At 68.3% G+C, this 13,354-nt stretch carries 17 protein-coding genes; 7 read left to right on the top strand and 10 right to left on the bottom strand.

The window, feature by feature from the left end:
- Positions 1 to 100: 100 nt before the first annotated feature.
- The 3 genes from LC039_RS00840 to LC039_RS00830 form a co-directional block, all read right to left on the bottom strand.
- Positions 101 to 526 (bottom strand): OsmC family protein, encoded by a 426-nt coding sequence (locus LC039_RS00840; RefSeq protein ID WP_226621165.1) that lies wholly within the window; start codon positions 524 to 526, stop codon positions 101 to 103.
- Between the two features lie 111 nt (positions 527 to 637).
- Complete coding sequence (locus LC039_RS00835) at positions 638 to 940, bottom strand: SelT/SelW/SelH family protein (RefSeq protein ID WP_226621164.1); 303 nt, start codon at positions 938 to 940, stop codon at positions 638 to 640.
- A gap of 10 nt (positions 941 to 950) precedes the next feature.
- On the bottom strand, positions 951 to 1,406 hold the full coding sequence (locus tag LC039_RS00830; RefSeq protein WP_066100897.1) for an Lrp/AsnC family transcriptional regulator: 456 nt from the start codon (positions 1,404 to 1,406) through the stop codon (positions 951 to 953).
- A gap of 152 nt (positions 1,407 to 1,558) precedes the next feature.
- On the opposite strand from LC039_RS00830, the gene LC039_RS00825 reads away from it, so the two are divergent.
- From LC039_RS00825 to LC039_RS00805, 5 genes are all read left to right on the top strand, one after another.
- Positions 1,559 to 1,864 (top strand): DUF2849 domain-containing protein, encoded by a 306-nt coding sequence (locus tag LC039_RS00825; RefSeq protein WP_224849003.1) that lies wholly within the window; start codon positions 1,559 to 1,561, stop codon positions 1,862 to 1,864.
- 49 nt (positions 1,865 to 1,913) lie between these two features.
- Positions 1,914 to 3,584 (top strand): nitrite/sulfite reductase, encoded by a 1,671-nt coding sequence (locus LC039_RS00820; protein ID WP_226621163.1) that lies wholly within the window; start codon positions 1,914 to 1,916, stop codon positions 3,582 to 3,584.
- 4 nt (positions 3,585 to 3,588) lie between these two features.
- The gene (locus LC039_RS00815; RefSeq protein WP_226621162.1) at positions 3,589 to 4,380 is read left to right on the top strand and encodes a phosphoadenylyl-sulfate reductase; all 792 of its coding nucleotides are present in this window, start codon (positions 3,589 to 3,591) and stop codon (positions 4,378 to 4,380) included.
- Positions 4,377 to 4,754 (top strand): DUF934 domain-containing protein, encoded by a 378-nt coding sequence (locus LC039_RS00810; RefSeq protein WP_226621161.1) that lies wholly within the window; start codon positions 4,377 to 4,379, stop codon positions 4,752 to 4,754. Before LC039_RS00815 ends, LC039_RS00810 begins: the two co-directional genes overlap by 4 nt.
- Positions 4,755 to 4,822: 68 nt before the next feature.
- Entirely contained in the window at positions 4,823 to 5,686 is an 864-nt protein-coding gene (locus tag LC039_RS00805) for a ferredoxin--NADP reductase (protein WP_319003699.1), read from the top strand.
- An 87-nt stretch (positions 5,687 to 5,773) separates the two neighbouring features.
- Here the strand turns inward: LC039_RS00805 and LC039_RS00800 are convergent, their stop codons facing one another.
- Together LC039_RS00800 and LC039_RS00795 are read right to left on the bottom strand one after the other, a co-directional pair.
- Complete coding sequence (locus LC039_RS00800; protein ID WP_226621160.1) at positions 5,774 to 6,415, bottom strand: hypothetical protein; 642 nt, start codon at positions 6,413 to 6,415, stop codon at positions 5,774 to 5,776.
- Between the two features lie 129 nt (positions 6,416 to 6,544).
- Entirely contained in the window at positions 6,545 to 7,258 is a 714-nt protein-coding gene (locus tag LC039_RS00795; RefSeq protein WP_226621159.1) for a hypothetical protein, read from the bottom strand.
- Positions 7,259 to 7,477: 219 nt separating this feature from the next.
- On the opposite strand from LC039_RS00795, the gene infC reads away from it, so the two are divergent.
- Entirely contained in the window at positions 7,478 to 8,023 is a 546-nt protein-coding gene (gene infC, locus LC039_RS00790) for a translation initiation factor IF-3 (protein WP_226621172.1), read from the top strand.
- Between the two features lie 172 nt (positions 8,024 to 8,195).
- Here infC and LC039_RS00785 read toward each other — a convergent pair whose 3' ends face one another.
- From LC039_RS00785 to LC039_RS00770, 4 genes are all read right to left on the bottom strand, one after another.
- Positions 8,196 to 9,188 (bottom strand): molybdopterin-binding protein, encoded by a 993-nt coding sequence (locus LC039_RS00785; protein WP_226621158.1) that lies wholly within the window; start codon positions 9,186 to 9,188, stop codon positions 8,196 to 8,198.
- The gene (locus LC039_RS00780) at positions 9,185 to 10,189 is read right to left on the bottom strand and encodes an XdhC family protein (RefSeq protein ID WP_226621157.1); all 1,005 of its coding nucleotides are present in this window, start codon (positions 10,187 to 10,189) and stop codon (positions 9,185 to 9,187) included. Before LC039_RS00780 ends, LC039_RS00785 begins: the two co-directional genes overlap by 4 nt.
- Positions 10,190 to 10,258: 69 nt before the next feature.
- Entirely contained in the window at positions 10,259 to 11,470 is a 1,212-nt protein-coding gene (locus LC039_RS00775; RefSeq protein WP_226621156.1) for a DegT/DnrJ/EryC1/StrS family aminotransferase, read from the bottom strand.
- 61 nt (positions 11,471 to 11,531) lie between these two features.
- Entirely contained in the window at positions 11,532 to 12,380 is an 849-nt protein-coding gene (locus LC039_RS00770; protein ID WP_226621155.1) for a LysR family transcriptional regulator, read from the bottom strand.
- A gap of 104 nt (positions 12,381 to 12,484) precedes the next feature.
- Between LC039_RS00770 and LC039_RS00765 the strand changes: the two genes are divergently transcribed.
- A complete protein-coding gene (locus LC039_RS00765; protein WP_226621154.1) occupies positions 12,485 to 12,688 on the top strand; it encodes a hypothetical protein in 204 nt (67 codons plus the stop codon).
- Here LC039_RS00765 and LC039_RS00760 read toward each other — a convergent pair.
- Positions 12,678 to 13,340, bottom strand: coding sequence for an HAD-IA family hydrolase (locus LC039_RS00760; protein WP_226621153.1), 663 nt, complete (start codon positions 13,338 to 13,340; stop codon positions 12,678 to 12,680). The genes LC039_RS00765 and LC039_RS00760 overlap by 11 nt on opposite strands.
- Positions 13,341 to 13,354: the final 14 nt, after the last annotated feature.

Genomic DNA, 13,354 nt, shown 5'->3' with positions numbered 1-13,354 from the left:
CCCCCCCCCCCCCCCCCCCCCCCCCCTTCCCTGGCACCATTCAGGCCAGCGTCATTCAGGCCAGCACCATTCAGGCCAGCACCATTCAGGCCAGCACCATTCAGGCCAGCGTCGCGTCCATGGTGATCTCGGCGTTCAGCAGCTTGGAGATCGGGCAACCCGCCTTCGCCTTGCCCGCTGCCTCGAGGAAGGTCTCCTCGCTGGCACCTGGGATCACGGCGGTGAGCTTCAGGTGGCTCTTGGTGACGGTGAAGCCGCCGTCGCCCTGCTCCAGCGTCACCGTTGCGACGGTGGAGATGTCCTCGGCCTTGAGGTCGTAATCGCCGAGGATATTGCTCAGCGCCATCGAGAAGCAGCTGGCGTGGGCCGCGGCGATCAGCTCCTCGGGGTTGGTGCCGGCCTCGTCGCCGAAGCGCTTGTTGAAGCCGTAGTTCTGCTTGTCCAGCACGCCGGACTCGGTCGAAACGGTGCCCGTCCCGTCCTTCAGCCCGCCCTGCCAGTTCGCCGATCCGCTCTTGTTGATCATCTCTTGGGTCTCCTCTTGCTGCCCCGCTTGGGGGTCTGAGGGCGAACCTAGCACAGCCCGCGCCAAGGTCACGCGTGCCATGGAAACTTCACGCGGCGCGGGCCGGGGCGATCACCCCGCCGGGCGGTCGGAATGGCCGAGGTCGCGCTCCGGGGCGATCACGTCGCGCAGGCGCTGCTTGATCACTTTCGGTTCGGGAAAGCCGCCGTCGCGCTTACGCTCCCAGAGCAGAACGCCGTCCACCGAGATCTCGTAGACCCCGCCGTAGCCAGGCACCAGCGTCACCCCGCCGAGATCCTGCCCGAAGGTCTGCAGCAGCTCCTGCGCCATCCAGCCGGCGCGCAGAAGCCAGTTGCAGCCGGTGCAATAGGTGATCGAGACCTGCGGCTTCGGCGGTTCGGGCGTTTCGGTCATCGGTCCCTCCTCAGAGCGGCAGCGCGTTGGTGTTCTTGATCTCTTCCATCGAGAGCAGCGCGGTCACGTTGTAGACCTTCACCTCGGAGATGAGCGCCTGGTAGAAGACATCATAGGCGCGGGCATTCTTCACCCGCACCTTGAGGATGTAGTCGATCTCCCCGGCGAGGCGATGCGCCTCCATCACCTCGGGCCGCTCGCGCAGCGCTTTGAGGAATTTCGCCTGCCAGTCGGCCTCGTGTTCCGAGGTGCGGATCAGCACGAAGAAACAGGCCTCGAAACCCAGCTTCTCGGGATCGGGGATCACCACCTGCGGGCCGATGATCCCGGCCTCGCGCATCTTGCGGATGCGATTCCACACCGGGGTCTTGGATGACCCCACGGCACGGGCGATCTCGTCCAGCGAGCGGCCCGCGTCCTCCTGCAGTTCCAGAAGGATTTTCCGGTCGGTCTCGTCGATCGCCATGGCTGTTCCGCCCTTTCGCCTGCATTGGAACGTCTGCACCATCCTTAACCACAGGACGGAACGCATGTCCTTATATTTCCACCCCTCTGGCCGCAAGGGGGGACAAAATTCTATATTGAGCGGCAACGAACCCCCTCCCGGAGTGTATCCCGATGCCGAAGCCCTTCACGCCCAAGGTCGTCACCGCCAACGCGCTGATCGAAGGCGACGTGATCTATCTCGCAGCCGATGACAGCTGGGTCCGCGACCTTGCCAAGGCCGAGGTGATCACCGACGAGGCGATCGCACAGATGCGCCTGCTGGACGCGCAGGCGCGCGCCTCGGAAACGGTCGGCGTCTACCTCGCCGACGTCAAGCTCGGGGCCAACGGCGCCGAGCCGACCCACTTCCGCGAGGATTTCCGCCGCACCGGCCCCTCGAACTACTTCCACGGCAAGCAGGCCGAAGCCGACGCCTGATCCGGCGCCCTTCCCCACGCAGCGACCAGGCCAGACGCAGGAGACCCAGATGTACCGCTATACCGAGTTCGACACCGCCTTCATCCAGGAACGCAACCGCCAGTTCCGGGCCCAGGTTGAGCGCCGCATCGCCGGCAACCTCACCGAGGACGAGTTCAAGCCGCTGCGCCTGATGAACGGGCTCTACCTGCAGTTGCACGCCTATATGCTGCGCGTGGCGATCCCCTACGGCACGCTGAGCTCGGCGCAGATGCGCCAGCTCGCGCTGCTGGCCGAGAAGTGGGACAAGGGCTACGGCCATTTCACCACCCGCCAGAACATCCAGTACAACTGGCCGAAGCTCTCGGACGTGCCGGACATGCTCGACGCGCTGGCCGAGGTGAACCTGCACGCCATCCAGACCTCGGGCAACACCATCCGCAACGTGACCGCGGACCATTTCGCCGGCGCTGCCGCCGACGAGATCGCCGATCCGCGCCCGGTGGCCGAGTTGCTGCGTCAGTGGTCGACCGACCACCCCGAGTTCCAGTTCCTGCCGCGCAAGTTCAAGATCGCCGTCACCGGCGCGCCGAACGACCGCGCGGTGATCAAGGCGCATGACATCGGCATCGAGATCGTCGAGAAGGACGGCAAGCAGGGCTACCGCGTGCTCGTCGGTGGCGGCCTCGGCCGCACGCCGATGATCGGCAAGGTGCTGTCGGACTTCGTGCCGCAGGAAGACCTGCTGCCCTTCGTCGAGGCCACCGTCTCGGTCTGGAACCTGCTCGGCCGCCGCGACAACAAGTACAAGGCGCGCATCAAGATCACCGTGCACGAGCATGGTATCGAGGAAATCCAGCGCCTCGTCGCGGACCGCTTCGCCGAGACCAAGGCGGCGTTCAATGGCGCAGACCTGGAACTCTACGAAGAGATCAAGCTCAGTTTCCAGCCGCCCGCCTTCCGCAATGCGCCGGAGGATGACTTCACCGCGGCCTACGAGGCCGACCCGGTGTTCCGTTCCTGGGCCGACACCAACCTCGCCGCGCACAAGGCGCCGGGCTATGCCATCGTGCAGGTCTCGCTGAAGGCGCATGGCCAGACCCCGGGCGACGCCTCGGCAGAGCAGATGCGCGTACTGGCGGACCTCGCCGAGCGCTTCTGCCACGACGAGCTGCGCATCTCCCACGAGCAGAACGTGATCCTGCCTCACGTCCACAAGTCGGACCTGCCGCAGCTTCACAAGATCCTCGCGGCACATGGCCTCGGCACCGCCAACATCGGCAAGATCTCGGACATCATCGCCTGCCCCGGCATGGACTACTGCGCGCTCGCCACGGCGCGCTCGATCCCGATCGCCACGCAGATCGCCACCCGCTTCGACGAGCTGAAGACCGAGCACGAGATCGGCGACCTGAAGATCAAGATCTCGGGCTGCATCAACGCCTGCGGCCACCACCACGTGGGCCATATCGGCATCCTCGGGCTGGATCGCGGCGGCGTCGAGACCTATCAGATCACCCTCGGCGGCGACGGCACCGAGACCGCAGCGCTCGGCGAGCGCACCGGTCCGGGCTTCTCCTACGAGGAAATCGTGCCCGCGATCGAGCGGCTGGTGGACGCTTACGTCGAGAACCGCGAAAGCGCGGACGAGACCTTCCTGCAGGCCTATCGCCGTCTCGGCATGGCGCCCTTCAAGGAGGCGCTCTACGAGACCGAGAAGAAGAACGCCGAGGCAGCCTGAGGCGATGACCCTCCAACTCCCTCCCAACACGCCCGGAACAGGCGCGAAGGCTCTGCTGCCCGATGAGCTGGCAGAGCTGCGCGACCGGGTCGACGCGCTGAACGCGCGCTACCGGCACCACGGCGCAACCGCGGTGCTGGAGGGGGCCCTGCGCGATCCCGAGGCGGGCCGCATCGCGATGGTCTCGTCCTTCGGAGCGGAATCGGTGGCGCTGCTGCACCTCGTGGCGGTGGTGGACCGCACGACCCCGGTGCTGTTCATCGACACGCGGCTGCTCTTCGCCGAGACGCTGGACTACCAGCTCGAGGTGTCCGAGCGGTTGCGCCTGTCGAACGTGCAGGTGATCCGTACCGACGAGCAGACGCTCGCCGCGAACGACCCCTATGGCGCGCTGCGCTTCTCGGATCAGGACGCCTGCTGCGCGCTGCGCAAGACCCTGCCGCTGGAACAGGCGCTCTCGGGCTTCGACGGCTGGATCACCGGGCGCAAGCGCTACCAGTCGAAGACCCGCGCGGGCCTCGAGTTCTTCGAGCTCGAAGAGGAAACCGGGCGCATCAAGGTGAACCCGATGGCGCATTGGGCGCCCGAGGACATCGGCGCCTATATGGACGAGAACCGCCTGCCCCGGCATCCGCTGGTGGCGCAGGGTTACCCGTCCATCGGCTGCGCGCCCTGCACCAGCAAGGTCGCGCCCGGAGAGGACCCCCGCGCCGGACGCTGGCGCGGAGAAGACAAGGTTGAATGCGGCATCCATTTCATCAATGGGCAGGCCGTGAGAGAAGGACAGAGCCAATGACCGTCATCGTCACCGACGCGGGCTTCGGCCCGGACAGCTGGGCAGATCAGGACACCCCCGTGCTGGACCTGCCCTCCGACACCGACCCCGCGACGCTGGAAGTGCCGCACAACGCCGTGCACGTGCGCATCGCCTTTCCGAGCTTCGCCGATGGCCGCGGCTTCACCCTCGCCCGGCTGCTGCGCCTGCGCGGCTACACCGGCACGCTGCGCGCCGCCGGCCACGTGATCTCGGACCAATACGCCATGGCCCGCCGCTCGGGCTTCGACGAGATCGAGATCTCCGACGAGCTGGCCGCCCGCCAGCCCGAGGACGAGTGGAAATTCCGCGCCAACTGGCAAAAGCACGACTACCAGTCGCGGGTGCGCGGCTAAGACGCCTTTCCCCTGACCTGCATCGACGATATAGCCAAGGGACCGGCCCCGCGCCGGCGAGAGACATCATGACAGAGTTGAAACCCGTGAACGAAGCCACCGCAGCGAAAGCCGATGCGCCGAAGAAGATGGTGCTTCCCGACGCCCAGACCGTCACCTTCGTGAAGCACTGGACCGACCGGCTGTTCTCCTTCCGCGTCACCCGCCCTGCCAGCCTGCGCTTCCGCTCGGGCGAGTTCGTGATGATCGGCCTGATGGGCGATCCCGACCCCAAGACCGGCAAGCAGAAGCCGCTCCTGCGTGCCTATTCCATCGCCTCCCCCTCCTGGGACGAGGAACTGGAGTTCTACTCGATCAAGGTGCAGGACGGCCCGCTCACCTCGAAGCTGCAGCACATCCAGCCCGGCGACGAGCTGATCCTGCGCCCCAAGCCCGTCGGCACGCTGGTGCATGACGCGCTGCTGCCCGGCAAGCGCCTGTGGTTCTTCGCCACCGGCACCGGCTTCGCGCCCTTCGCCTCGCTGCTGCGCGAGCCGCAGACCTACGAGGATTATGACGAGGTCATCATCACCCACACCTGCCGCGAGGCGGGCGAGCTGGAGTATGGTGCCGCGCTGATCGAGAGCCTGAAGCATGACGAGCTGCTCAACGAGGTGATCGGCGAGGGCTTCTGGAAGAAGATCAAGTACTACCCGACGACCACCCGCGAAGAGAGCCCGAAGATGGGCCGCATCACCGACCTGATGCGCTCGGGCGAGGCCTTTGCCGATCTCGGCGTGGCGCCGCTGAACCCCGAGACCGACCGCGCGATGATCTGCGGCAACCTCGCCTTCAACCTCGAGCTCAAGCAGATGTTCGAGGACTACGGGCTCGAAGAGGGCGCCAACTCGGATCCCAAGCACTACGTCGTGGAAAAAGCCTTCCTCGACTGAGGATCGGCAGCCCCCAAGGTCACAACCCCGAAGACAACAAAGCCCCGGCACTGCCGGGGCTTTTCTCGTTCGCGGGTCAGACTGCGCTCAGCCGCGCAAGCGGCGCTCTGCAAGCCGCCGATCCAGCGACGGCTCGAGCGCAATCAGCAGCAGCACCACGTAGAAGGCCAGAAGGCAGAGCGCCGTGTAGATCGACATTGCCTCGAAGAACGGCAGCGACAGGGCCGAGCCGCGGTGGAAGTTGTGCACCAGCAGCACCGAGACGATCCCCGTGAGCCCCGCCAGGGCCGAGAGCATCGGCACTTCGGTCCGGCTCAAGCGAGCGCTGCCCAGGCTGGCCAGCCCGAGCGCCGCGACAAGAAGCCCGGCAATCGTGCCAGGCGACATGCGATCCGAAGGGGCGCGGGCCGCGACAAAGGTATCGAGACCTGCACCGCCGAGCGAAAACACTATGGAGTTGGTGAGCGCAACAGCGGCAGCAAGGCCCGCGCAGGTCAGAACCGCCCCTCGCATCCGGTCTGGCCTCAGGTGAAAGGCGACCCCCGAAAAGAGCAAGGCAAAGCTGATCGCCGTGCTCGGCACCATGGCGGCGCGATCGGCGGCGCCCCGGACAAGGACTTCAATCTCGAACAGCCAGCCTGTCAGAACCGAGCCGGCAAAGCAGAGCGCCACGATAGAAAGAAGGATGGGAACCCAGCGATGGGCCAGATCGGTCTTAATGCGTGCCATGGTCGTCGATGTCCCGGAATGTCGGCCTCAGCTTGAAAAGATACGCGATCTTAGACCAAGCAGATCATCCCCGCGCCAGAAAAATCCTTGCGCGGGGGCAGATTCTTCCGGTTTCAGCGTGGCCGGCGCTCAGAGCCCGAGCCGCTCGCGGGCCTCCTCGAGCACCGCTGCAAGCTGATCCGGGGCATCCTTCACCGAAGCGAGCGCCGATTTCGTCGCCTCCTTGGCAGCGAACCCGAGGTCGGACTGCTCTATGTAGGCCACGGCCTTGTCGTAGTCGAAGCCCTCGATGGTGAAGAGCTCGCGCAGCTCCTCGTCGGTCATCCGGGCCACCTCGGCCCCGGTGTCGGCGGCACCGCCCATCGCGTCCTGCGCGGCGGTTCCGGCGCTGTCCAGCGCGCCCTCGGTCGAGGCCATGGCATCGTCGGTCGCGCCGCGAACGCTTTCCATCGCGCCAGCGGCGACCTCGGAAGTGGCGTCCATCGCGTCCTGCGCCGCCTCCGACACGGCCTCCGCCGCGCCCGCGACGGTCTCGCCGGCTGCATCCGCGGCATCGGAAATCGCATCCGAGGCGGCTCCCGCGGCCTCGCCCGCCTCGTCCATCGCCTCGCGACCGGCGGCCGCGGCCTCGTCTGCGGCCTGGTCGAGCGCCTGTTCGGCGTCATCCGCCGCCGCTTCCGCCTCGGCCCCCGCCTGGTCCATCGGCTCGTCCGTCGGCTCGAGCACTGGCTCGGATACAGCCGCATCGCTCTCGACCGGAATGCCCTCGTCGGCGCCCCGCATGCCGAATACCAAAAAGCCAATCAGCACGATCGCCCCGACGATCAGAATCGCTTGTCTCATCTCAAATGTCTCCAATCTCGCATGAGTGTCGCGTCGGTGTGAGATAGGTATCCAGAATGCCACGATCATCCATGCGGCGGGCCATCGGCGGCGCAACGCGCGGCCGATGAGCGGGTTGAGGCTCGACTTGCCCCGGTTTCGGCCAATTGTCGCTTGAAACACCCCGCCCGCAGCACTACTTTGCGCGCCTACGAGACACGGCAACAAAGGACGAAAACCATAGCTCGCAGACCTCACAACGCGCCCCCGACGCGCGACACCGGCCCCCGCGTCAACGATCGCATCCGGGCTCCCGAAATCCGCCTGATCGGCGCCGAAGGTGAAAACCTCGGTGTGCAGACCCCTGCGCGCGCGATGGAGATGGCCGAGGAAGCCGGTCTCGACCTCGTCGAGATCTCGCCCAACGCCAAGCCGCCCGTCTGCAAGATCATGGACTTCGGCAAGTTCAAGTACGAACAGCAGAAGCGTGAGAGCGAAGCGCGGAAGAAGCAGAAGACTATCGAGGTTAAGGAAGTCAAATTCCGCCCCGGCACCGACACGCACGACTACGACGTCAAGATGCGCAACGTGCTGAAGTTCCTCGAAGGCGGCGACAAGGTGAAGATCACCCTGCGCTTCCGTGGCCGCGAGATGGCGCACCAGAACCTCGGCCGCGAGCTGCTCGAGCGCGTCTCCGAGGACGTCAAGGAAGTGGGCAAGGTCGAGAACATGCCCAAGATGGAAGGCCGCCAGATGGTCATGATGATCGGTCCGATCGTCAAGTAAGCCATCCGCTTTCCGGCCATCCGCTTTCCGAATGTGTAAACCCGCCGCGCTGCCGCCGGCGGGTTTTGCTTTTTTGGTGGAGGCTAGAGGGGGCGCTGCCCCCGGCCGCCTGCGGCGGCCTCCCCCGGGAAATTTCCGTCTAGACGAAAAGCCGGAGCCCCGCTCGGCCCGTTCAACCCTCGCGCGGGCGCGGGCGCGACGGCGGCTCCTTCAGCAGCCCGCCGACCCCCATGCCGGCGATTTCCGCCGGGCTGACCTGCCGGCCGCAGATCAACCGTTCGAGCACCCAGTCCGCGCCGTTGAGCGCCGGCGAGCGGGCGCAGCCCGGCAGGCCGATCACCGGGCGCGTGCCGAGGCTGCCGTAGAACAGCAGGTTGCCGGGATCGACCGGCATGCCGAAATGGCTGACCTCGCCGCCCGCCGAGCGCAGCGCCTCGGGGGCGACGTCGTGCAGGTCGGAGGTGGCCGAGCCGGTGAGGATCAGGATTATGTCACCCGCCGCCGCGCGGATCGCCTCGGCGAGCGGGCCGGTCCGGTGCGGCACCAGCACCCGCGGGCCCAGCGTGGTGCCGAAGCGCTCCAGCCGGGCACGGGTGGCGCGGCGACCCTTGTCGCCGGGATCGCTGCCCACCTCGGTCTCGATCAGGGTGGCGGTCCTTGCCACCGGCCCGTGCAGATGCAGTGCCCCGCCGCGGGCCGCGGCGCAGGCGGCGTCAAGGGCGGCCTCCGGCACGGCGTAGGAGATGATCTTCACCGTGGCCACCATCGCCCGCGCCGCGCAGCGCTGCCAGGGGCGCAGGGTGGCGACGGTGATCATCGGGTGCACCGCGTTCACCGCGTTGATCCGCGCGGCATCGACCTCCAGCACCCCGGGGCCAAGCGCGTGCAGGTTGACGCGCCCGGTCGTGGCCGGGCCGATGCGCAGCTGCGCGGCAGCGGGATCGGGCAGCAGCGCCTCGGCCAGCCTCTGCGCCGCCGCATCCTCTGCCACGTCGCCCGGCTCCAGCCGCGCGACGATCACCTCGAGAAGGCCCGCCCGCCGCATTTCCGCAAGGTCACCAGAGGCCAGCACGTGGCCCTTCTTCAGCTTCGCGCCCGGCAGCGCGACGGAATGGGCCAGCACCGCGCCCTCGGCCTCGGCCAGCGGAACCGGGCCGAATTTCATGCGCCCTTCCTCAGCACCCGGGTCATCTCGGCGAGAATGGACACGGCGATCTCGGCAGGGCCCGAGGCGCCGATGTCGAGCCCGATGGGGCCGTGGATCAGCGCGATCTCGGCCTCGGTGAACCCCGCCTCGGTCAGCCGCGCCACGCGCTTGGCGTGGGTGCGGCTGGAGCCGAGCGCGCCGATGTAGAAGACCTTGGAGCGCAGCGCCGCCTCGATCGCCGGATCGTCGAGCTTGGGGTCATGGGTCAGCAGCACCAGCGCGGTGCGCGTATCGAGGCCGAGCTTCGTCACCGCCTCGTCGGGCCAGTCATCGAGAATGGTCTCGCCGGGAAAGCGCGCCTCGGATCCGAAGGCGCCGCGGGGGTCGATCAGCACCGGGTCGTAGCCGGCGATGCGGGCCATGGGCAGCAGCGCCTGCGCAATATGCACGGCGCCGACCACCAGCAGCCGCAGCGGCGGGTTGTGGATGGCGACGAAAGTCCGGCTGTCCTCGACAAAGCTGGAGCGGTCCATGCGGAAGGCGGTCTCGTGCCCGTCGTAGGCCAGCGCCCGCGCCTGGCTGTCAAGGTCGACCACATAGGCCACCGGGGTGCGCGCGGCGCGGGCCGCGCAGAGCTCGGCGAGCAGCGCCTCGGGCAGCGCCGAGCCCACCGGCTCGACCAGCACGCGGATCGTACCGCCGCAGGCCAGGCCGACGGCGAAGGCATCATCGTCCGAGACGCCGAATTCCAGCTCGCGGGCCTTGCCCTCCTCGAGCGCCTCCAGCGCCTCGACGATCACCGCCCCCTCGACGCAGCCGCCGGAGACCGAGCCCTCGATCTCGCCGTCACCGGAGATGGCGAGCTGCGCGCCGGTGCGGCGCGGCGCCGAACCCCAGGTCTGGATCACCGTGGCGAGCGCGGCCTTGCGCCCCGCGCGGTGCCAGGCGAGCGCGGTTTCGGGGATGGCGTCGAAGTCGCGGATTGTCGCCGCCTTCGGGTCGGTACTGTCGTGGGTCATGACAAACGCTCCTTCGCGTCTGGGTCGTGTGCCGGGAACGGCCGAAGGCACCGGAAATGCACCGGGCGCTCAGGCCGCCTGCTGGTAGACCGCCGAAACCTCGGCGCGGATGATGCGGGCGATGAGCGCGCAATCCTCGAGGCTGAAGGTCAGCGGCAGCCGCATGTCGAGAATGCCGGTCAGGATGCGGTCGGTGGCGGGAATCGGCTCGGAGGGGGCATAGCGCCAGCTGTCGTAGCGCGAGGTGAAGGCCACCGGCGCGCGCCCGCCGAACCACTTCAGCTCGACCCCGCGCGCGGCACAGCGGGCGAGCACCTCCTGGATCGCCTCGGGCGTCCAGTCCAGCAGCAGCGCCTGGATCGAGGAGCCGACGAAGCGCTCCGCCGCGGGGCGCGCGATCACCGTCAGCCCGGGGGTGCCACGCAGCCCGTCCTCGACCACTCGGTAACGGTCATTCCAGCGCGCGATCTGCGTTGGCAGATCGGCAAGCTGCGGGCGCAGCAGCGCGGCGCGCAGGTTGTCCATCCGGCCCGAGACATTGGGGGTGACGTATTTCACCCGCTCGAAGACCTCCGGGCCCGGCGCAGCGAGGTGGCGCTCGTAGAGCATGTAGCTGCCCGAGAGCATCACCGCGCGGGCGGCCAGATCCTCGTCGTCGGTGACCAGAAAGCCGCCCTCGCCCGAGTTCATGTGCTTGTAGGTCTGCGTCGAATAGCAGCCGATGGCCCCGTGCCGGCCAGAGGGCGTGCCGTTCCAGGACGCCCCCATGGTGTGGGCGCAATCCTCGATCACCTGCACCCCGGCGGCGTCGCAGAGCGCCATCAGCCGATCCATGTCGCACAGGTGTCCGCGCATGTGGCTGAGCATCAGCACCCGCGCCTGCGGCAGCTTGGCGGCGAGATCGTCGAGGTCGATCACCAGGTCCTCGGTCACCCCGACAAAGACCGGCACCGCCCCCACCGCGGCGATCGCACCCGGCACCGGCGCGAGGGTGAAGGCATTGGTCAGCACCTTCTCGCCGGGCTGCACCTCGAGCGCGCGCAGGGCGCAGCCGAGCGCGTAGCCCCCCGAGGCCACGGCGACGCAGTAGCGCGCGCCGGTGAAGGCGGCGAACTCCTGTTCGAGCAGCGCGGTCTCGGCGGTCTCTCCGGCGGCGGTGTTGTAGCGGTGCAACCGGCCGTGGCGCAGCACCTCCAGCGCGGCTTCGATCCCCACCTCGGGGATCGGCTCCTGCTGGGTGAAACTGCCGGTGAAACGTTCGGCGGCGAGGGTGTCTGTCATGCGCGGCTCGGTCATGGGGCATTGATGCGCCTGCGCTGCGCCGCGGTCAATGCGGAAGGGATCACGCGGATGTGCCCGCCCGGTCCGGCGCCGCCAGCAGCGCGTGGACGGCGTCGAGCGCGGCGCGCACCGGCGGGTCGTGGCGCGCCTCGTGATGGGCGACGAGCCATTCGTCGTGAGACAGCGCCTCGATCGGGTCCGAGAGGCGCAGCAGCCCCGGCTCGGCATCGCCGGCGAAGCAAGGCATGACGATCCGCGCCACGCCCGCCAGCGCAAGATCGAGCGCCAGCCGGGCGTCCGAGGCATGGGTGACGATCTCATCCGAATGGGTCGCGCGCAGCCAGCGCTCCGAGGGCGTGGTGGCGGCGCCCGGCGGCAGGGTCACGTAGCCCTGCACCTGCGCGTCGCGGCCATAGGCGGCGTAGCTGAGCCGCCGGGTGCGGCGACCCGCCAGCCAGGGCTGATCGGGCCGGCGGTTGCGCACGCCGATGTCGGCGGCGCGGCGGGCAATGTCGAGATCGGCATTGGAGGCGGTGAACTCGGGCAGCCACGGTGCCTCCGGCGACCACACCCCCACCAGCCCGCGTGCGAGGAAGCGCGAGGTCCAGAGCCCGGCGGTGATCCGCACCCGCACCGGCCCCGTGCCGCCCTGCTGCCAGCGTTCGAGCCGGGCCGTGACCTCGCGCAGCCCGCGCATTTCCTCGGCCAACTGCCGGCCCTCGGCGGTGAGCGCGTAGCGCCGCGCGCCGCGTTGGAAGAGCGGCGCGCCGAGCTGTCGCTCGAGCTCGGTCATCCGGCGGCTGAGGGTGGGCATGCTGGCGCCGCTGCGCTTCGCGGCGCCCGCGAGCGTGCCCGCATCGGCCACGGCGAGGAAGAGAGCGATGTCGTCGAGGCTGGGCAGCATTTTCATTTCTGAAAGTCCCCTTCGCATCTTCGCGGCTGATATCGCGCCGATCAGGCAGGCATGATGGCACCAAGCCAGGCACGTCTTTCAATATCAGAAGGAGAGCCCCTATGCAGGTTCTTTTACAGCCACTGCGCGAAGCGCCACAGGCAAACAGCGAATACGCCCGCGAGCGGGCCGCCGCCGAAGCAGAGGTCGCGGCGCTCAAACGCGCGCGCCGCCGTCATGTGCTGGGAACCCCGCTGCGGGCACTGCGAAAACTGGCGCTGCGTTTCGGAAAGACCCCGATCCGCGCGCTCCGATTCAACCGATGAGCCGCGTCACCGCCCCGGCCAGCTCGTCGAAATGGGCGATCATCGCCTCGGGGTCCAATGCCGAGACCGCCTCGCCATCAGGGCCGAAGCCCACGAGGATGCAGGGCACGCCCGCCGCCTTTGCCGTGTTGCGGTCGGTCGCCGTGTCGCCGACCAGCAGGCTCTGCGCCACCTGCCCGCCCGCGCGCTCCACCGCCGCCACGTAGGGCGCGGGGTCGGGCTTGCGCACGGGCAGCGTGTCCGCGCCGATCAGCGCATCGAAATGTCCCCGCGCGCCCATGCGCCGCATCAGCGTCTCGGCCAGCCCCTCGGGCTTGTTGGTGCAGATGCTGACCTTGTACCCGGCCTCGCGCAGACCCGAGACCGCCTCAAGTGCGCCGGGATAGAAGCGGGTGTAGCGGTCGATGGCCGCGCCGTAGACCGTCAGCAGCTCGGGATACCAGCGGGCAATGAGTTCCTCCGAGAACGCCCCGGCGCGGTCGAGGCCGGCGGTGAGCATCGCCCGCCCGCCCTTCACCGCGATGCCGGCGTCGGCCCGCGGATCGAGCCTGACCTCGAGCCCCATACCCTCGAAACAGGCATTGGCGGCGGCGATCAGGTCGCCGCTGGTGTCGGCAAGCGTGCCGTCGAGATCGAAGACCACCGTGCGCATTCTGCTTGTCCCTT

The organism is Alloyangia pacifica (assembly GCF_020524285.1).
GTDB classification, from domain to species: Bacteria; Pseudomonadota; Alphaproteobacteria; order Rhodobacterales; family Rhodobacteraceae; genus Salipiger; species Salipiger pacificus_B.
The sequence above is the reverse complement of the archived record's forward strand: the minus strand, read 5'-3'. Positions and strand labels throughout refer to the sequence as shown.

Bases quoted from the DNA above. Each gene is read 5' to 3' on its own strand.
- LC039_RS00815 (WP_226621162.1), top strand. From the start codon at position 3,589: ATGACCCTCCAACTCCCTCCCAACACGCCCGGAACAGGCGCGAAGGCT.
- LC039_RS00810 (WP_226621161.1), top strand. From the start codon at position 4,377: ATGACCGTCATCGTCACCGACGCGGGCTTCGGCCCGGACAGCTGGGCA.
- LC039_RS00795 (WP_226621159.1), bottom strand. From the start codon at position 7,258: ATGAGACAAGCGATTCTGATCGTCGGGGCGATCGTGCTGATTGGCTTT.
- LC039_RS00840 (WP_226621165.1), bottom strand. From the start codon at position 526: ATGATCAACAAGAGCGGATCGGCGAACTGGCAGGGCGGGCTGAAGGAC.
- LC039_RS00770 (WP_226621155.1), bottom strand. From the start codon at position 12,380: ATGAAAATGCTGCCCAGCCTCGACGACATCGCTCTCTTCCTCGCCGTG.
- LC039_RS00785 (WP_226621158.1), bottom strand. From the start codon at position 9,188: ATGAAATTCGGCCCGGTTCCGCTGGCCGAGGCCGAGGGCGCGGTGCTG.
- LC039_RS00805 (WP_319003699.1), top strand. From the start codon at position 4,823: ATGACAGAGTTGAAACCCGTGAACGAAGCCACCGCAGCGAAAGCCGAT.
- LC039_RS00760 (WP_226621153.1), bottom strand. From the start codon at position 13,340: ATGCGCACGGTGGTCTTCGATCTCGACGGCACGCTTGCCGACACCAGC.
- LC039_RS00835 (WP_226621164.1), bottom strand. From the start codon at position 940: ATGACCGAAACGCCCGAACCGCCGAAGCCGCAGGTCTCGATCACCTAT.
- LC039_RS00825 (WP_224849003.1), top strand. From the start codon at position 1,559: ATGCCGAAGCCCTTCACGCCCAAGGTCGTCACCGCCAACGCGCTGATC.
- LC039_RS00780 (WP_226621157.1), bottom strand. From the start codon at position 10,189: ATGACCCACGACAGTACCGACCCGAAGGCGGCGACAATCCGCGACTTC.
- LC039_RS00820 (WP_226621163.1), top strand. From the start codon at position 1,914: ATGTACCGCTATACCGAGTTCGACACCGCCTTCATCCAGGAACGCAAC.
- LC039_RS00830 (WP_066100897.1), bottom strand. From the start codon at position 1,406: ATGGCGATCGACGAGACCGACCGGAAAATCCTTCTGGAACTGCAGGAG.
- LC039_RS00775 (WP_226621156.1), bottom strand. From the start codon at position 11,470: ATGACAGACACCCTCGCCGCCGAACGTTTCACCGGCAGTTTCACCCAG.
- LC039_RS00765 (WP_226621154.1), top strand. From the start codon at position 12,485: ATGCAGGTTCTTTTACAGCCACTGCGCGAAGCGCCACAGGCAAACAGC.
- LC039_RS00800 (WP_226621160.1), bottom strand. From the start codon at position 6,415: ATGGCACGCATTAAGACCGATCTGGCCCATCGCTGGGTTCCCATCCTT.